Origin of the sequence: Microcystis sp. M169S2 (assembly GCF_020245865.1) — a bacterium.
In the GTDB taxonomy this organism is placed as follows: Bacteria; Cyanobacteriota; Cyanobacteriia; order Cyanobacteriales; family Microcystaceae; genus Microcystis; species Microcystis ichthyoblabe_A.
Window position 1 is genome coordinate 1 of sequence record NZ_JADBUB010000022.1, and the last position, 19,392, is coordinate 19,392.

Here is a 19,392-nt window from a genome sequence, read left to right on the forward strand (position 1 = left end):
CTTCTAGGGTCTGTGTGATCAGCTTAACTTACATAGGATCGATCGATCTTTGTGTCCTTTGTGTCTTTGTGGTTCGTCCCACTCACTCGGCCGCAAAACTGTATTTTAGAATACATTTTACCCACCAAACCTAAGAGAGCCGATGGGGTAGAGTTCCAAACTTGTTACTTATCCAGAATTGAGGTTAAAATTGACGATATTATTGTTAACTTTATTGACTTAGAAAATCTTAAAAAAAACAAAAAAGCATCAGGTAGATTACAAGATTTAGCCGATTTAGAAAATCTAGAAATAGATTAGAGCTATTGATAATTTACCTCGTACCTCGTTGCAAGGGTCTCCCTTGCAACGCATTTCTAGAGGTTCTACCTCTTGCTTAACCCATCAGGAAACGGAGAAAGACCCTCCGTTGTGTAGTTCCAAACCCTTGCCTTTTGCCTCTCTCTTCCCCGACCGGCGACCGACTCCTCACCCCACCAACAAACTTTTTCAGCCAACCCTAATCTAGATACCTTTCGAGAAAAAATTTTTTTGCACAGGGAGTCCTTAAAATAGAAGAGGGAACCCAAAACCAAATTGCTGGTATTTTTCCTCTGGGCATGGTGGCGCAGTTTATAGAATTTAGCTGGAATTTATGAATCATTTTCTGCATTCTTTCACTGTTTTTCCTGATTCTGCCCGAAAATCTCGCTCTTACTCCCTCGGTAAACTGCGAAGACCCTTAATCTTCCTGTTTACCGTCGGTTGTCTGACTAGCGTGGTCGGTTATCGTTTCTATAATCAGCCGAAATTGGCCGTCGGGACTATTTCTCCGGTCACAATTATCGCCCCCGAAGATGCCAGTTTTCAAGACCAAGAAACCACCGCCCTCAAACGCCAAAAAATTCGGGCTGGACTGCTTCCCCGGCTGAAAAGAGACCCCCAAACCACCGACCAGATCGAGCGATCGCTGCAGGACACATTAGGGCAATTAAGTCAAATTCGCCCAATTTTGCGAAGAAATTCCATTTTAATGGGCAGGACTATTTCCAACGCCACAATGGAAACGCTGCTCACCTTTTCTGCCCCTCAATGGTCAACTCTACAAAGCCGCCTCAACTATGAAGAATCTTTTACAAACCTCTTGACAAAAGAGCAGGAATATGCTGTTAGCGAAATCCAAGCCTATCGTCAGCGCGTGACGAAGGGAAGCTTTGAGCAATTTATCGATCGATTAGGGCAATTACGGCAAATAAAGGGGCAAAACAGCCAAAATTATCGGCATTCCAGCTTAAATAAACTCAAATACGCCGATCTGATCACAGTGGCCCAAATGGGCGATCGAGAGTGGCAAAACCTAGAAACAGCCATCCTGCAAGCGAGTCGCCGGATTTTGGTGCAAGGCATTCCCCCGGGGATTTCCACCAGTCACCTAGAGGATACCATCGCCGTGCAGATTAGCAGCGATCGCCTAACCGGTCGCCAGCAGCTTTTAGCCGAAAATATCCTTCTGGCAGCCCTGGAGGGAGAAGCGAACCTGATAGAAGATCGGGAGGCAACCAAAGAACAAGCCGCTAAAGCGGTGGAAGCGGTAGATATGGTCATGTCTAGCGCTCAAACCGGTCAAATTATCGTTAAAGCAGGCGAAAAAATTACTCAAGCTCAGTTTGTTCTCATCGATGGCTTTGGTTTGAGCGAACGGGGCATTAACTGGATGGGTTTAGGGTCAACGGCAATCCTTGTCACCAGTGCGATCGGGACTTTTTGTCTCGTTGCTCAGCGTCTCCATCGGCCTCTGCGTCACCGGGATTTTATTCTCTTGGGTTTACTAAGTTTTACCACACCGATCCTAGCGATCGCCAATATTCCCTTTACCAATTTGGCAGCCGTGGGTTTATTAGTCAGCAGTTTCTACGGCCCGACTCTGGCCGTCACCCAGGTCCTCTTAACTGCCGGTCTTTCCCTATTCAGCATCCAAGGTATCAGCGCCGATTTAATCGCGGGGACGATAGGGGGACTATTAGCGGCTATGATAGCGGCAAAATTGCGTTCTAGGGATGAATTATCGCTGCTAGGGATGGGAATCGGAGTCAGCCAAGGCGGTGTTTATCTGCTCACTTACCTAATCGTTAGCGCCACGGCCAGCACGATCATCTATACTCTACTACCCACGGCGCTCGTCTATGGTCTATCGGGGATAGCTTGGACGGTAATCGCCCTAGGATTATCCCCCTATTTGGAACGCTGTTTCGATGTGGTCACTCCCATTCGTCTGGTGGAGTTGTCCAATCCTAATTGTAGTTTGCTCAAACGTTTGGCCACGGAAGCGCCGGGGACTTTTCAACATACCCTTTTTGTCGCCTGTTTAGCTGAAGCGGCCGCCCGAAAACTGCACTGTAATGTGGAATTAATTCGCACGGGAACCCTCTATCACGATATCGGGAAAATGCACGATCCTCTCGGTTTTATTGAAAATCAAATGGGTGGCCCGAATAAACACGATGAAATTAATGATCCCTACGTCAGCGCCGAGATTATTAAAAAGCACGTTAGCGAAGGGTTAGTCATGGCCCGCAGACACGGTTTACCGCGAGTCGTCCGCGATTTTATTCCCGAACACCAAGGCAATCTCTTAATTTCCTATTTTTATCAGCAAGCTTTGCAAAAATCCGCCCAAAATGGTCAAGAATTCGTCGATGAGGCGGCCTTTCGCTACGATGGTCCGATTCCCCAATCGCGAGAAACGGCGATCGTTATGTTAGCCGATAGTAGCGAGGCCGCTTTGCGATCGCTGAAGGAGGCATCCCCAGAACAAGCCATGGATATGATCAAAAAGATTTTTCAGGCCCGATGGCGCGATCAACAATTAGTAGATAGTGGTATTCGTCAGGAGGAATTACCAATTATTGCCGAGGTTTTTGTGCAAGTTTGGCAACAATTCCACCATCAACGCATTGCCTACCCGAAAGCAGTTTTAGAAGTCTCCTCAGCCAAAAAAAAATAAGAGATAACAGCAAAAAATCAAAAATAATTACCAAAATGTTACTAATTACTCTCAACGAAAATACTTTATCTTTATCTCCGGGCAGTCAAGTTATTTTTCCGCATCAGACTTGGGAAGATTACGAAAGATTGCTGAGTTTACGTCTCCAGAAAACCTATCCCAAACTCTATTTTAATCGCAAAACTCAAGAAATTCGGCTTATGTCTCCCCTACCAAGTCATGGCAATCGTGTTGATACATTAAGGGATTTAGTAAAAATTATCCTCCGTCGTCAAGGTAAAGACTGGCAATGTTTTGATCCCATTACCTTGAAAATTCTGGGGGAAGCGGGAGTAGAGCCAGATACTTGTTTTTATATTGATAATAGACAGGCAATTTTAGGCAAAGAGAGAATTGATTTAACTGTTGATCCTCCTCCCGATTTAGCTATAGAAGTGGATTTTACTTCTCTGACTGATGTAGAGGCTTATCAATTGCTAAAAATACCCGAATTGTGGGTTTATCGTCGGGAAGAATTAAAAATATATCTGTTCAGAGAAGACGGTTATCAAGAAAGCGAAAATAGTCGTCTCTTTCCCGATATAAATATCAAGAAACTTTTCCCCTATTATGTTGAATTAGGCTGGAACCAAGGTTCTAGTATTGCCTTACGTCAATTTGAAGCTTTAGAGAATTTTAGTTAATACTAAATTCGCCACCGTGCCGCTACCTAGTGCCTTCGCCATCGCCCTAATTTGAACCTGCTAGACTAAACTTAGTTTATTGTGGTTCTGAGAACGCAGACTCGTCACTACTGTTTCAATGTAATACTAAATCCGTTGAATATAGGCTACTTATGGCTAAAAACTTTTTGGATAAGTAGTCGTGCAAAATTAATTTCCTAGTGAAGATAGGCAAGAGGCAAGAGCGGGGTTAGATATGTGTAATTAATTTTGTTTAGGTACTTAAGACTTTTAGACTTTTTTGACCTCAAAAAGTGCCAGCAATTGGAGGGATCGGGGCGAAAATTCAGGTACTTTTTCCCTGAAAATTAAGTAATTGACCGTCTGAAAATGGGCAAAACCCTACACCCCACACCCCACACCCTGCCCCCACGAAAAACTTTTTCAGCAAACCCTAATTAAGGAGGTTCAAGTTATTGAAATAGTTTCAAAAGCCAACAAAAAAAATTAAGGTAAAAATTGAACTTAAGAATGAAGAAATATAGCGTTTCTGATTCAGAAGAGGTACATTTCCGATCCTGAACAGCTTAATCGGCAAAGGTTTAAGTGTGCCGCACAAATGCGAGAACCGCTATAGACAAAAAAAGACAAGAATTAGGAAGATTTATTTGAGCAACAAATATTGTTGTAGATGAGCAAAAACTTAAACCCCACGAAATACTAAAAAAATATAAAAATCAACTAGATTTAGAAGTCGTTTAGAAAGTCTCCATTAGATTAAAGTCGATAAAAAAGTAATTTATCCCAGCAGTAATTTTCCCAAGAGATACCCTAAACAAAAAAATCCCTCGCCACAAGAGCGAGGGAATGACTAATAGTAAACAACTAATAACTAAACACTAATATTCCCATCTTGTGGATGACTTTTTGGGGACTGGGCTTCTTGATCAACTTTTGACGGACAATTTAGTAAAGTGATGGTTTTAAAAGTCAGACAGAGGAATAATTCCACAGGCTTGAATTTTACTTAAAACGAGGTGAAGTTGCCACAATAACCAATTGCCAACTCTCCAGAAAGCGACGGAGTTTTGATTGTCAGCAACCTCGGCCGATGGATAACAAAGATTTTCCTCAAAAATCAACCAATGAACGGGTAAATGACCGAGGGGAGAATTCGGTTCTAATTGAAAGTTTAGTTGCTCATAATTGAGCCATTGACCTTCCTTTCGCCAACCTAAGCGATCGCCAAGTTTCTTTTGGGTTTCATAATCCACTAAACCACCGAGACTAGAGAAAATGGCCTGCTGAATACTAAACCCGAAATGACCATTACTATAATGCAGCCAAAGTTGATCAATTTTTTTCAGTTCTGAACAAGGTAATTGAGCAATGTCTTGAGGATAAACCTCATTCCAGTAGGTCTTACGCAAAATTTTCAATAGTAGCTTAGTCGTTTGGCGATCGGCCGCTTGCCACTGTTGCTTTCTTAGCAAATCTTGTAATTGATTATAATCAAGATCGGCCGATTCTTGAGTTAAGATACTTGGGGAAGTCGGGGGATTTTTAGAACTAGAAGATTTGTCAAGATTGTTTTGAGTGAATTGAGAGACAACTATTGCCGGGGGAGTTTTGGGGATAGTGTCTTTTTGACAAGCCTCTTGTCCCGCTAAATGATCAGATAATTTATTGATGGTTTTTTCTAGGGAAATAAATTGTTCTGACCATTCACTTTCATTGAATAAGTAATCATTAAATTGATCAGAGTAAAAAGCCTCTTTTAACCTTACTTCTTTCTCGTAACCAGTCGCTAGAAAATTTAGCAAAAACTCAGGATTCATTGCGGTATCTGACGTTTCTAAGAGATCAGGCTGAGGTTGAAAAATATTATCTACCAAATACTTAATTTCTCCAACTGTTGCATAAAATTCTTCGTCCACCTTAATGACTTCTTCTATTAATAATTGAAAAGGAGCAAAATAGTCCTGTAAGTAGGTTTCAAAATTAATCGCATTTTGGGCAAGATCCGCAATTTCTTGGCGAACTCTTTGAGATTTGAGTTGATAATGATTTAATTCCTCATAAGTTTTGAGTTCTTGAATAATTGCTTGCACAATTTTTTTCTGCTTTTGAGTATCCTCGGCTAATTTCTGAACTCCTTCCCCTAGTAATTTAGTTTTTCTCAACATCAAAAAAGATGTTTTTCCCAGTAGCAAAATTGCCCGAAAATTTTCCTGTTTTTCTAGCTTGAGTTGATTGAGAATATTTTGATTATTATTATTTTTAATTTCTAACTTTATTCTCTCGTAGTCTAAGATTTTTAATTCTTGATATTTTTGGGAAAATAAAATTTTGAGATTGTCACTGAGTTGTAGTAAAAAACGATAATATCCGTCTTGATAGATTTCTAGTCCGTTAATTAATAAATTATAGTCTTTAATTAATAACTGAGTCTCGATCAAGATTTCTTGTTGAGTAATTTTTTCTTTTCGTTTAATAATCTTACCAAAATAGTAATGGTATCGAACTCCTTCTTGAATTAATTTCCGACGTTCTTTGATGATTTTCTGAAAATTCTTTAAGTATCTATTTTTAAAAACAGGAAGTTGATAGCTTTGCTCATAAATGGCAATTTTTTTATAGGTCATCAGATGTGGAGAGTTCCTATTTAGCATAGCTATCTTAGACCAAAAAATTCCTCAGTACTTAGCAATAATCATCCTCTGCTCCCAGCTATTACAAGAGGGAGCAATACCTAATTAAACATTTTCAACTTCAACAACAACTGGTTCATTTTCAACAACTGGTTCATTTTCAACAACTGGTTCCTTTTCAACAACTGGTTCCTTTTCAATAACTGGTTCCTTTTCAATAACAACTGTTTGAGGACTTTCAGGAGTTGACTGAGTTACCGTTTCTTGCTGCTTTGCTGTCTGTTCTTGATAGTCAGTCAAGTATTTTTTAGTTTTTAATTTCAGGTCATCAGTCAGAGGTAAAGCATCAATTTCAGCTAAAAGTGTTTCCAGGGATTCTTTTTTACTTCGCTCAGTGTAAAAAGAATTCAGAACCGCTTCAATTCCGTACTGAGCGATCGCATCTCCTAAGACACTAACCAACCCCATCGCTCCGATACCCAGAAAAACGACAAAGGGTTGTCCGAGGGTCACAATTAGCACGATGACAGCAATAATAGCCGAAGCTAAATAAGTACCTGCCACTTTTTTGATAATGTTATCGAGTTCCATAAAAATCACCTCAAATTTTTAGCGAAGGATTGGTTTAATTCTAAAGCAAGGTTAATCTGTCTGTTGATCGCTGTTAAGTAAAGCTTGAAGAAAAGGTTCAAGACTTTTGGGACGATAATCGGAAAAAGCCTTTAATCGTTTTACCACACTGTGATGAACAGTGACAACTTTTGTATTGAAATATCGCCATTGCTCACCTCCCAAGGCCGACAATCCCTTAACCGTATTATCGAACTTGATGGTCGGGTCTAGTTTAATTGGGAATTCCTCAAATTCAGAGGTGGTTGAGTCAAACTCTAATCCCAATTTTTTGGCTTGATTAATCATCCATTGTAAGGGGTAGTCGGAAAGTCCTTGATATTCTTTTTTGCCACCACCTAGACAGGTATGTTCACCGACAAATAAAACTTCTTTGACAACTTGTTCAGGATTTTCTGGGTTGGCTTTGATCGGAGTGGAAGGAAAGTTTTTACGTTTTTCATCAATGGCAACAGCATGAAAAGCATTTTGGATAATCGGACTTAATTTTGTATTACTAAATTCATATTTTTTATGATAAAACTTAGCCAGGGGAAACCAAGGAGTTAAATCAGGAATACCAAAATGACCAACTGTATCCCAACAGCCTAACATCTTGACTGGAATACGATCTTGAAAATCTTCCTTTTCTGTCTCAATTTTTTTGGCATTAGCAGCACGAAATTGTTGAGCTTTGGCACTATCGGAACTAACGGTGTGGTCTCGATAGAGTTGATAAGCCTGGGGAATTTCTTTAATCTTAGAGCGTTTTAGGATTCCACATTTATCGATAAAACTAGCCAAACAACGAACGATATATGCTCCTCGACTAAAACCTAACAAATAAATTTCATCCTCGCTTGTGGGATTATAGTTAAGGACAAGAAAACGATAGGCATCTTGAATCATCCGATCAAGGCCCCAGCCAAAAGTTTCATTCCCTAAACTTTTAATAAATTCGTTATCTTCGGCGCTGCCAGAACCTGACAAAAAGACGATTTGAGGGGTTTGATCCTCGGCAATATACTTAATAGATTCGGCGAATTTAACCACATTGGTGGGATCAGCACTGGTAGAGTCTTCCCAAGAACCATCACAACAAATAATTAACCGTTTTTTCTGGTTTGAATAAGTCAGGATATCTGGTACAGAAATTGCCGTTTCAGTAATCTCCTCAATTTCATTGCTCTCATGGTTGGGAAGAGCTGCTTCTTCGGTGATTATAGTTGATTCTGGATTCTCTTCCGGGGAAGGTTCTTGATGTTCGGCTGGAGCATCCTGTTTAATCAGTTCTTCTTCTTCAAGGGAGTTAAAAATTTCGTTGACCATTGTTATCCTTTTCGCATTCCTTCTAGCTTTACTGCTAGTCTGAGTTTTTGATTTAGGAAGCGAGGTTGGTTTAGAGGGAAGACTATCTAGTTGCCAGGTTGTCCCATGAAGAATACCATGATTACCATAACTTGTTTGATCCTCTGCACTGCCATTAAGTGATAAATAAGTGACTAAGCCAAGCTCATCAAACCCAGGAGATTGATACATCGTTTTCTGGATTTCTTCTTGGCTAAGTGCTTGATTCCAAACAGAAACTTCTGCAAGACAACCTTGCCAATAATGGGAGAGATTAACAGAGGCTCCCAAGATGATTTTTTCAATCCCCGTTAAGGCACGGTTATGACCGTTGCCACGATGCCAAATGATCCCATTACGATAGATCAACATTCGGCCTGTGATGGCATTTTTAACAAAAGACCAGTAAGTCCAATCACTATAATCCTTAAGCTTGACTTTTTTTTCAATTCGATCGAAACCTTCTTCATTTCCCGCATCCCAAAAAATCGCAGGTTTCACGGGATCGCCCCAAGGCAAGGTAATATGTAGAACGCGGTTATTTTCCTGATTAACAGCTTCTAAAAGAGTCGTTTCTGTAGATAAATTATTTTCCCCTTTTGCCCAAAATGTAATGGTAATACTCTGATCGATGTCAAGAAATCCGTGGGATAGATCCATGTGATCATCAATGCCATTAAATTTTAGTACAGAGCGTTGTTCAGCCATTGGTTTTGTAATCACCTAGGGGAGAAAGAGGTAATCAAGGGTTCAGGGACTCTGACTAATAAGAGATTTATCTATCTGTCGCGGTCTTTGTGAACGTCACCGTCTAGCTTACCACATTTTAGTTATCTAGCGATATAAGTGAGAAGTTTTCACAAAATTTAGCTTCAATAGCCTCTCATCCCATATTCTCGGTCAATTGTTGTTGGTAGAAACTGGCAGTTAAATTGCTGGCATCGTTAGACAGCCAGCGGGTTTGTCTAGGTTCTGGGGTCGATTCGGTGTCTGGCTATTGGCCTGATTATATCAATCTTTTCCAGCCAGAGGGCTTAAGGTGAGATTTTAAGCCACTTTAAGATTTGAGGATTTTTGTCATAACGATAGGTAAAACCATCGTTGGCTACGATCAAATTTCCGCGACTAGCTTTACTACGAATACTAGAGATCGATAAGTCGGTTAATTGGTTAATAGTTTCATCTCTTGATGAGAAATTCCTTCAAGAGACTGATGTGTTTCTGGTGATTCTGACTCATGATTAATGGTAATATCAGATTTTACAGAATTGTCCTTAGGGGTATTAGTAAACATTTCTTGTGCTTTCTTAAGGTGATAATCCTGACAGGGGGACAAGCGAGCTATAAGGTAGATAGGGCAAGTGATATCGCTCTTTGTACTTTGATGTAATCCTTCAACCGATAGCGGCTAATTTGCATTAGCTCTTCTATATTTTTTTGGAATATTTGATGTAGCTAGAGCCAATGATAGAGATGTTGACTCATATAAAAACTGCTGTGTCTGCGTTGACCTTTATATCTTTTTTCAGGTCTTGTGACATATTTTTGGATTCCCATATCCTTAATTTTTTTACCTTGCATTGTAGCACTTGTATAGGCGATAGCTATAACAATTATCAGCTTTGATAGGTATTGCCGTGCTAATTAAGAACCTTCTAAGCTATAGCCTCCCGACTTAAAATCTTGAAACATCTCCTCAATATCAAATATTTTTTGATAGGCAATTATTGCCGTCTCTAAATCTCCAAAGTTAGTCAGAATATCTGACAGGGGGACAAGAAGGATGAAATCCATATATCATAAGCTTTTCATGGTTTTGGCTCGAAAAAGTTCGCCGCACCATCTCTCACTTATTAATAATAATTCCTAGTAAGTTCGCTCCTATCCCTAATTCTTTCGTTAGCTTTTTGCCTAAAATCGCTATATATATTTCTAGCGAGAGAAGCCAGAAGCCTTTGTTGGCAAGTTTTCTAGCTCGCTTGTCCCCCTGTCAGTCAGAATATACCAAGGTTCTTTTGTTTTAAAACCCCCATAGGTTTTTTTCCACTTACCAGCTAATTTAAACTCTCCAAATCCCTGCTCTTTTGTAATATTGACATCATTCAAAAATAGTTGAGTTCCTGGACTTCAACCTAACTCTCTCATTTCTTGATAAATTCCTTCTTTTTTCTTCACATTTATTGGAAATCGCCCATTGATCGAGCTTTGCAAGATAATCCAGATTGCCAAAAACTTATTAAATAAACATCAATTTTTTAAGCACTAAATACTCCATTACCACCCGTTAATTCATCGGATAATGATACCCGAATTCCTTCCCTTCCCCGTGAACAAAATAAAGAGAATAGGTCAAAAAAATTGAAGGATTGACTCCTGACAACAGGAGAGAAGTTAACCTGTGGGTTCTTTTGACGCAAAACAATTACTTGCATATAATAGAGGAGATTGCCAATTATTAGCCAGAGAATTAAACTAAAAATAAACGTAAATGCCATGACTATAACCCATCCAAAAAATTGAAAAGCGACTTGAGATATGCGACTATTCTGTGTTAATCCAAGGGCGAATTCTCCCGCATCTTTGGTACTAAAGAAACCCACCACCATTGTTCCCCAACAAACGCAAAAAAGATGTATTGGAATTGCTCCCACTGGATCATCAATTACTTTAGTTTTAACTAAAAATTCTTCTCCTAATAAGACGATAATGCCACTAATGCCACCGAGGATAATAGCTGATTTGATATTATCATCCCCTGATGATGCCGTGATCGGGGCATCTCATTTTTATAAATCTACTAAGTTGAAATTTTTAAAGGCAAAATCTATGCTAAAATTGGGTGTTAGTTTGGATTTTATCAATCAATCCAAGTTTTTGGGGGGTATAACCCCCGAACCCTGGAGCGCATTCATTTTTCCATGAAATACTCGCCAGCAGTTGTTAATGTATTTATAATGATTGAAGAGTCACTGATATATTTAATGAAAAACTAGGCCAATCCAGGACTAGATAGCATCGTGATAAGGGGGATAGGACTTTGGACTCCGCTAACGATCAGAAAATTCTCGGCTATTTCATCGAAGAAGCAAAAGAACACCTGGAAACTTTGGAACACGGGATTTTAGACTTAGGCAATCTCGTGAACAACCATGAACAGATGAACGAGATGTTTCGTGCCGCCCATTCCGTCAAGGCAGGGGCGGCCATGTTAGGCTATAGCAGTATCCAAAAAACTGCTCACCGTCTTGAGGATGCTTTCACAATATTGAAAGAAAATCCCCTAGAAGTGGATCAAGAATTAGAGTCTTTGTTCCTCAAGAGTTATGATCTGCTTCAGATATTGATCGATAAGCTGCAGGAGCCCTTGGGTTTGCAAGGCGAGGAAGCTGATGCGATCGTTAAAAACGGTGAAGCGACTTTTGCCGAATTACAAGCCCATCTTAACTATCTTCTCGGCCAGGGAAAATCTACCCCAGCTATTGCGGCAGCCCCTTCTATCTCCATCAGCGTCAGAGATATCCTCAAACAGATGTTACAACTGTTTAAACAGGAAGAAACCAGCACTTCCCGTCAGCAATTACAAAAACTAATTTTATCTCTGTCTCAATTGGCTTCAGAACAGGAACAATGGCAATATTTAGTTAAAAATGCCCAATCAGCCCTGGCTAACCCCAAGCATTCCTATCGTACTCTTGCCCCGGTTATTATTAAGGAATTAAAACAAGCTAGTAATTTATTAGAATGGGGTCGCGGGGAAGAAATCACCGTCAGTCAAGAATTGCAATTATTAGCCGCCGCCAAATTACCACAAATCCTGATTAACCCGGAAGCGGAATTGGTAGCTGGTACCCCAGAACTTCTTTCTGATCAAGATTTAGAAGAAGCTTTAAAATGGAGTGAAAATCAAGATATTAATGAGTCAGAAAAGCCTTCTTTAGAGTTAAGTCAAATCCCAACCGAGCGAAAAGCACAGATAGCAAGTCAAAGGGAAGCATATCAACTGGCTGAAGAAAAATTAACCGCAGAATTTGAGGAAAACCAACGAGCAACTTTAATTGAGGAAACTCTTGCTTGGACAGGTGATAACTTGGAGTTAACGGAAATAGTTATTCGTTTGCTAATCGACAATAAAAATGAGCTGCGGGAAGGACAAGAAAAACCAAAAATTGAACAATTGATTCAGAAAAATATTGTAGAAAATTGGTTACAAAATAAAGCGGCAGCCCATTTCCAGAAAGTACAAAACAGTCTCTTAACTCCTGATGCAAATGTTAGGTCAAGATTAGAGACCTATCAAGATATTTTGCAGGGGAGAGTATTGGCTGATAACAAACCCGAAAAATTGGCACTTCAGCAAGCAGAATTAGTGATTAGAGATGATGATTATCTAGAAGTTAGCAATCGAATTTATCAAGAGGTATTTAATGTTCAATGGGTTAGACAGGAATTAGAAAAATTAGTTAAGGTGGAAAATTCTCCTGCTGACTTAACTAAAGTGTTATCTTTCTTGGCAGTATTAGGCTTTCTTGGATTTACTTTCTTGTCATTAAAGACTCCTGAAAAGACTCCTAATGTCGTGGTGACAACCTCACCTAGTATTCCAGAAATTTGTACTAAACGAGATTTTAATATTAGCTTAAACAGGACTATTCAACAACTGCAAGACTTGAAAAGTAAACAAGGTAATCGGCTTTCTGAAAAGTGTGCGACTCAATTAAATGAGTTAATGTTAATTCAGCAAGCAATAGGATTAGCTGCCAATAATTTTGTGGCTAATCTGCCGGGTAGAGAAGGTGCTTTTGAAATTTTGTGCAAAATCCCCCCAACTTCTGATAACTTTAAAGAAGCTCAATTTTGGGCAAAACGTTGGCACAATGACAAAGCCTGGAAACTGGATATCGATCGAGCTTTGCCAGATAATCCAGATTGCCAAAAACTTATTAAATAAACATCAATTTTTCAATCACTAAATACTCCATCGCTACCCGTTAATTCATCGGATAATGATACCCGAATTCCTTCCCTTCCCCGTGACCAAAATAAAGAGAATAGATCAGAAACATTGAAGGATTGACTCCTGGCAACAGGAGAGAAGTTAACCTGTGGGTTCTTTTGACGTAAAACAATTACTTGCATATAGTAGAGGAGATTGCCAATCATTAGCCAGAGAATTAAACTAAAAATAAACGTAAATGCCATGACTATAACCCATCCAAAAAATTGAAAAGCGACTTGAGATATGCGACTATTCTGTGTTAATCCAATGGCAAATTCTCCCGCATCTTTGGTACTAAAGAAACCCACCGCCATTGTTCCCCAAAAACCACAAAAAAGATGTACTGAAATTGCTCCGACCGGATCATCAACTACTTTAGTTTTAACTAAAAATTCTTCCCCCAATAAGACGATAATGCCACTAATGCCACCGATGATAATAGCTGATTTGATATTAACATAACCTGAGGATGCCGTAATCCCCACTAATCCCCCCAAAATGCCATTAATAATTATGGATAAACTGACTTTGCGGCCAATTAAAGGATTAAAAATTAATGCCAAAAATCCCCCAGTGGCAGCGGCAATCATCGTGGTAGTAATTGTCATGGGGACATCATTCAAATTTACTGCCGAACCACCATTAAAACCAAACCATCCTAACCAAAGAATGAAACAACCAAGAGTTGCAAATCCTAACTGATGGGGAGCAAAATTTCCTCTTTCTTTTTCTTCATAACGATCAGTTTTGCGATTATAACCAAAGCGTCCATCTCTCGGTTTTAGTAACCAAGCACCCACTAATCCGGCCATTCCTCCCACCGAATGCACCACAGTTGAACCGGCAAAATCTCGAAACTTAAATAAGTTATATAACCATCCTTCCGATGACCAAATCCAATGTCCGGTAAGAGAATAAGAAAAAGCGACTAAAAAGAAACTAAATAGCAAAAATGCCCAAAATTTAACCCTTTCTGCCACTGCTCCCGATACAATGGTCGCCGCAGTTCCCGCAAAAGTTAATTGAAAGAAAAATAAAGTGGCAATTGAACGACCTGGCCACAATTTTTGGAATTGACTGTATTCATTATTAGGGGTTAGAATTTCCAAGAAAAATCCTGTGCCACCAGAGAAACTATTTCCTAGTGCTGATGTATTGCCAAACATTAAACCGAAACCAAACATCCAATAAGCCAAGGCAGAAACACAGAAGACAATTAGGTTTTTAGCTAAGACATTAGTGGCGTTATTAGTACGACAAAAACCCGTTTCCAGCATGGCAAAACCCGCATTCATAAAGAATACTAAAGAGCCGGCTGTTAACATCCAAATATTAGCAACTAAATCCAGAGTAGAATTATTTAAATCCTGTGCTGTGACTTTGCCTACACCGATCAACAGCATGACGATAACAGAGAAACAAAAAGATAGGATATTACGCAAACGCGGGCGATATTCTAGAAAAGATAATAATCGATTCATCGGCTATAACTCTCATGGGCAATTGCCCCTTTATAGTAATTGATTTAATACCCTATCGTTCACTCAAAACTGCCTTTTTTCTGATCCAGATAGCGAGAATTGTCAGGAAAAGTAAACCCATCACTCCCGCTAAAGGATTTTTATTGATTCCAGTTAACCAATCGGGAACAGTACCAGTGTATTTAATTAACTGACCCACATTTAATATATAGTATGCCCAGATTAAACCGGCGTGCAGACCGATACTTTTACCCAAATTACCACCACAGGCGCGTTTTGCCCAACCGAGAATTAATCCTAGCAAGACTAAGGCAGGAAATTGGGGAAAAGTGCGGATAATTTCGGCTAAAGGTTTAATAAAGTGGGTAAGAGCGAAAATTAAGGCACTAATCACTAGAGCGATAGCGGGACGATAATCCTTTTCTAATTCTCGCAGTAACCAGCCCCGAAATAGCAATTCTTCGGCAAAACCCACCGCTAAAGCGACTAAAAACCCCTCCAAGATGATTTTGCTGATTGGGGGATTCGCAGGTAAGAAATTTAACCAACCTAGGAACGCTTGGGACAGAAAAAGCGAGAAAGTGAAAAATAAACCGATCGCTAACCCGTTAATTAACTCGATCAGCGTTTTTCTTCGCCAAATCAAACCATAATCGGCTAATCCCTCATCGCCATAAATTGTCCGTCCCCACCAATGGGATAACCCCAAAAATTCCAGATAGAGAACAGAAAGGGTCAAAATTGAGACCAGATTAGCATTAGTGGCAAAAAAGTGATAGAGGGGAAGTGCGATCGGCAACCAGAGAAAAAGTAAGAGCAAAATAAAAATTCCCAGTCGCAGGGGGACTGGGTAAGTGGCAATTACCCGTAATCTTTTATTCATCGGGTTCGATGCTGCTGGTTAAACCTTTATTTTTCAAGGTTTCACAGTAAAACTCCGCGTGTTCTTGGATGCAGGTAATCACCAAGGCTGTACCATTCGTGTGCGCTTCCATCATGATATCAACTGCTTGGGGTTGCGTCATACCGGCGATCGTTTGCATTAAACTCTGAACCACATACTCCATCGAGTTAAAGTTGTCATTGTGGAGTAAAACGCGATAACGAGGCGCTGGTTTACGGATTGTCGCTGTGGAACGCTTTTCGATCACTTCTGTGGACACCGTGTCTCTCCTTTGAATCTATATCACAAATAAAGGTCAATTACTAATGATCATAATCAAAATTTCCAGATTGAGCTAGGCTTTTTCTGTGATCCGTGAGGGGTTGGGTGTTGGGGAGTGGGGGACAGCCACAGGAATGACATTTCTAGATGGATAGATCATAATTAAATTAACCCTGTAATTTAAGCTTATTTTCCCATGGCTACTGACGAATTACAAAATCTCGATAAAAATATTCAACGCTTAAAAGAACAATTAGCGGGAATCCGCGATGCGTGGACAGTTGCGCGTTCAGAAGATAAAGTTCTTTTGGAGCAACGCATAAACGATAAGCGCATAGAAATTAAAGAATTGGAACGAGAAAAATGGGATTTAATCGCCAGCGAGAGTCAAGAAGCATCTTTTCCTGATGCCGAGGTAATGGTAGCAGAAATTGTCACAGAATTGACGGCAATTACCAAAGAACCACCCCTAGAACTTGCTTCTGCACAAATCTTAGAATTATTAAATCAAATTCTGGCTAAACTCAATCAACCAGAGCGATCGGCAGCAGCCAAATTAAAAGCGGCCATATCTACTATACCCCCTTTTGTTTCCCTGACCTACGAAGCGGAATTAGATACTGAGTCAACTTTTAAGCGTTATTTTCCCACATTTAATCGTGCGATCGCAGGAGTGAAAAATCGTCTAAAAAAGTAAGTATTCCCTCTATACCTAGTAATGTGGGCAAAAGTACGGTTAATTTTGTCGGGAGGGAAGATGAGTTAACCTTAATTCATCAGAAATTGCAAACAGAACAAGGGGTGATTGTTTGCGCGGTGGAAGGGTTAGGGGGAATAGGAAAAACCGCTTTAGCTTTGGAATATGCGAAACGATACCAACAGGAATACGCGGCACAATATTGGTTATCCTTGCGACTATCGGGTTTAGCAGAAGAAATAGTTAAATTAGCTGGTCCCTATCTATCTTTACCAGAAATATTGAAAAAAGAATCTTTAGAAAAACAAGTGGACTGGTATTGGCAAAATTGGCTACCTCAGCAGGGAAAATTATTATTAATTCTCGATGATGTCCCCAATATCGACCGAATTCCCGATCGAATGTTACCAAAAGATTCTAGGATTAAGATATTAGTCACCACTAGGGAAAGGTGTCTTAGTACGGAATTTGAGTCTATAGCTTTAGATGTTTTACCCTTGGATAAATGTGTAGAATTATTAACCAAAATTGTTGGTACTGCTAAAGTTGAGCAAGAAAAAGCTTTAGTAGAACAGATTTGTCACGAAATTTTAGGACGCTTAACCTTAGCAGTGGAGTTGGTGGGGGAATATTTAGCGAAAAATCGTCATTTAAAGTTTAGCCATTTACGCGATAAATTAAATTTAGCTCATACTGCTTTAACTAAGGAAAGAAACCACAGAGATTATGGACATTTAGGGGTAGCATCCGCAATTAAAATCAGTTGGGATGATTTAAGTTCTGCTGTTCAAAAAGTGGCAATGCTGTTGAGTTTATTCGCACCGGTGGCTATTGCTTGGACGTTGCTAGAAGATACGGCAAAATCCACAGAAATTACCGAAAGCGAACTAGAAGAAGCGCGGGGACAATTGGATAATTCTCATCTGATGCAACCCGTGGATGAGGACTATTCTTTTTATCGGATTCATCCCCTCGTGAGAGAATTTTTTCAACGGCAATTACAGGAAATTCCTGAGAAAAATTCTCTTTATCGATGCGCTTTTGTGGAAACTTTGTTAACCATTGCTAAAACTATCCCGCAAACCCCCACAAGGGAGATTATTACAGCAGTAAATCCCGCAATTCCCCATCTGCAACTTGTCAGTCAAACCATGTTAGATGATATTCCCAACCCGGAAGATAATTTAATTCAGGTGTTTCTTGGGGTAGCTTTGTTTTATAAGGGACAGGGAGAATATAATTTAGCAGCAGTTACCTTAACAAAATGTTGTGAAGAAATCCAATCTCGCTTAGGAGAAAACCATCCCTATGTTGCTGACATTTTCAATAATTTAGCAGTGTTATATGAATTACAAGGCAAATACGCAGAAGGAGAACTGTTGTGTAAGCACTCCCTTTCTCTGATAAAACAGCGATTAGGAGAAAACAATCTCGATTTTGCTATTAGGCTCGATAATTTAGCGACATTATACCGCTGTCAAGGCAAATACGCAGAAGCAGAATCGTTGTATAAGCACTCCCGTTCTCTGATAGAACAGCTATTAGGAGAAAACAATCTCTATTTTGCTAACATTCTCAATAATTTAGCAGAATTATACCTCAGTCAAGGCAGATACATAGAAGCGGAACCCTTGTGTAAGAGATGCCTTTCTCTGATAGAACAGCTATTAGGAGAAAACAATCTCTATTTTGCTACCAGTCTCAATAATTTAGCAGGATTATACTGCTCCCAAGGCAGATACGCAGAAGCGGAACCCTTGTATAAGCGCTCCCTTTCTCTGATAGAACAGCTATTAGGAGAAAACAATCTCTATTTTGCTAACAGTCTCAATAATTTAGCACTATTATACAAATACCAAGGCAAATACGCAGAAGCAGAATCGTTGTATAAGCGCTCCCTTTCTCTGATAGAACAGCTATTAGAAGAAAACCATCCCGATGTTGCTACCAGTCTCAATAATTTAGCAGAATTATACAAATACCAAGGCAGATACGCAGAAGCGGAACCGTTGTATGTGAGAGCTATTGCTATTTATCAAGAAAGATTAGGAGAAAATCATCCCGATACCCAAAAAGTAAGGCAAAATTTTATGATTCTGTTGTCGCGATTATCCGATAAATAATTACAGCAAAGATTCCCCGATGAGATAGTTAATCTCTTAAAAAGTATCAGGTAATTAAAAGATATATCCGTTAAATAGTGCTGGCTTAATATTAGTAAATTCTTGCTAGAAAGGAGTTTTAAACTGCCATTGAGGTTGATAGACTATCCCGCTTAACGCAATTTTTCTTCAATCAGTTCACGCGATTGGTTTTCTGGGTTTTGATTGCCAGAAGGCATCTTTAGCAGAGGCGATAAGCTGACTAATTTAACAGCAAATGTCAATATTTGTCTTTATCTAAGCAGATTTTAGAAAGTTTTTTGTCGATGTTAATGTTAATTATCAGTAGTCGGAGATAAAATCTTAAGAAATGTCAATTATCACTATTCTTAACGACCCTCAATAAATTAGAATCAGATCATAAATGCGATCGCTTGCTCAATTCTCGATGATTAATCTGGAGGCTAAAATCAGCAACTGAGGCAATTAACCTTTTTCAAGCTACCGAGTTTAGGTGGTAGTCACTGATAACTGATAACTGGTAACTGATAACTGAAATGACTCGCTTTATTTGGGATAAATTTAGCAAAGACTTCTTAGAAACCCTTCTTTCTCCCTACGGTACAGTAGTTGTCAGCAAAGAAGTCACCTCAGAAATTAAAGAAATTGATGTGTATTTTAGTCCTAATATCTCTGAAA

Annotated in this window: 14 protein-coding genes and 1 pseudogene; 6 read left to right on the forward strand and 9 right to left on the reverse strand. The window is 39.5% G+C overall.

Annotated elements, in window-relative coordinates; translation table 11 throughout:
- The first annotated feature begins 634 nt into the window (after nt 1-634).
- Both IM485_RS02055 and IM485_RS02060 read left to right on the forward strand, forming a co-directional pair.
- Nucleotides 635-2,983 (forward strand): HD family phosphohydrolase, encoded by a 2,349-nt coding sequence (locus IM485_RS02055; RefSeq protein WP_287740897.1) that lies wholly within the window; start codon nt 635-637, stop codon nt 2,981-2,983.
- Between the two features lie 35 nt (nt 2,984-3,018).
- A complete protein-coding gene (locus IM485_RS02060; protein ID WP_287740902.1) occupies nt 3,019-3,666 on the forward strand; it encodes a Uma2 family endonuclease in 648 nt (215 codons plus the stop codon).
- Nucleotides 3,667-4,628: 962 nt separating this feature from the next.
- Here the strand turns inward: IM485_RS02060 and IM485_RS02065 are convergent.
- The 6 genes from IM485_RS02065 to IM485_RS02090 all read right to left on the reverse strand — a co-directional run bounded on the left by IM485_RS02065 (nt 4,629) and on the right by IM485_RS02090 (nt 11,023).
- Complete coding sequence (locus IM485_RS02065; protein WP_287740905.1) at nt 4,629-6,290, reverse strand: GUN4 domain-containing protein; 1,662 nt, start codon at nt 6,288-6,290, stop codon at nt 4,629-4,631.
- A 111-nt stretch (nt 6,291-6,401) separates the two neighbouring features.
- Nucleotides 6,402-6,887, reverse strand: a complete 486-nt coding sequence (locus IM485_RS02070; protein WP_287740907.1) for a hypothetical protein — start codon at nt 6,885-6,887, stop codon at nt 6,402-6,404.
- Nucleotides 6,888-6,938: 51 nt separating this feature from the next.
- Nucleotides 6,939-8,960, reverse strand: coding sequence for a phospholipase effector Tle1 domain-containing protein (locus IM485_RS02075; protein WP_104395551.1), 2,022 nt, complete (start codon nt 8,958-8,960; stop codon nt 6,939-6,941).
- 936 nt (nt 8,961-9,896) lie between these two features.
- A complete protein-coding gene (locus tag IM485_RS02080) occupies nt 9,897-10,046 on the reverse strand; it encodes a hypothetical protein (protein WP_287740908.1) in 150 nt (49 codons plus the stop codon).
- Nucleotides 10,047-10,184: 138 nt separating this feature from the next.
- A complete protein-coding gene (locus IM485_RS02085; RefSeq protein ID WP_287740910.1) occupies nt 10,185-10,358 on the reverse strand; it encodes a hypothetical protein in 174 nt (57 codons plus the stop codon).
- A gap of 149 nt (nt 10,359-10,507) precedes the next feature.
- Nucleotides 10,508-11,023 carry a hypothetical protein gene (locus tag IM485_RS02090; protein ID WP_353845996.1) on the reverse strand — a complete coding sequence of 172 codons (516 nt, stop codon included), beginning with the start codon at nt 11,021-11,023 and terminating at the stop codon, nt 10,508-10,510.
- A 266-nt stretch (nt 11,024-11,289) separates the two neighbouring features.
- On the opposite strand from IM485_RS02090, the gene IM485_RS02095 reads away from it, so the two are divergent.
- Nucleotides 11,290-13,200: an Hpt domain-containing protein gene (locus IM485_RS02095; protein WP_104395549.1), complete on the forward strand. Its 1,911-nt coding sequence runs from the start codon at nt 11,290-11,292 to the stop codon at nt 13,198-13,200.
- 11 nt (nt 13,201-13,211) lie between these two features.
- On the opposite strand, the gene IM485_RS02100 is transcribed toward IM485_RS02095, so the two are convergent.
- From IM485_RS02100 to clpS, 3 genes are read right to left on the reverse strand one after another with little or no spacing between them, the layout of a single operon-like run.
- Nucleotides 13,212-14,729 (reverse strand): ammonium transporter, encoded by a 1,518-nt coding sequence (locus tag IM485_RS02100; RefSeq protein WP_287740913.1) that lies wholly within the window; start codon nt 14,727-14,729, stop codon nt 13,212-13,214.
- Nucleotides 14,730-14,781: 52 nt separating this feature from the next.
- Nucleotides 14,782-15,612, reverse strand: coding sequence for a CPBP family intramembrane glutamic endopeptidase (locus IM485_RS02105; protein WP_104395547.1), 831 nt, complete (start codon nt 15,610-15,612; stop codon nt 14,782-14,784).
- A complete protein-coding gene (gene clpS / locus IM485_RS02110; RefSeq protein ID WP_287740916.1) occupies nt 15,605-15,892 on the reverse strand; it encodes an ATP-dependent Clp protease adapter ClpS in 288 nt (95 codons plus the stop codon). The genes IM485_RS02105 and clpS overlap by 8 nt, the downstream gene beginning before the upstream one ends.
- A gap of 198 nt (nt 15,893-16,090) precedes the next feature.
- Between clpS and IM485_RS02115 the strand changes: the two genes are divergently transcribed.
- From IM485_RS02115 to IM485_RS22895, 3 genes and pseudogenes are all read left to right on the forward strand, one after another.
- The gene (locus IM485_RS02115; protein ID WP_287740919.1) at nt 16,091-16,591 is read left to right on the forward strand and encodes a hypothetical protein; all 501 of its coding nucleotides are present in this window, start codon (nt 16,091-16,093) and stop codon (nt 16,589-16,591) included.
- A gap of 23 nt (nt 16,592-16,614) precedes the next feature.
- Nucleotides 16,615-18,714: a tetratricopeptide repeat protein gene (locus IM485_RS02120; protein WP_287740921.1), complete on the forward strand. Its 2,100-nt coding sequence runs from the start codon at nt 16,615-16,617 to the stop codon at nt 18,712-18,714.
- 536 nt (nt 18,715-19,250) lie between these two features.
- Nucleotides 19,251-19,392, forward strand: a pseudogene (locus tag IM485_RS22895) (DUF4351 domain-containing protein); the annotation flags it as partial.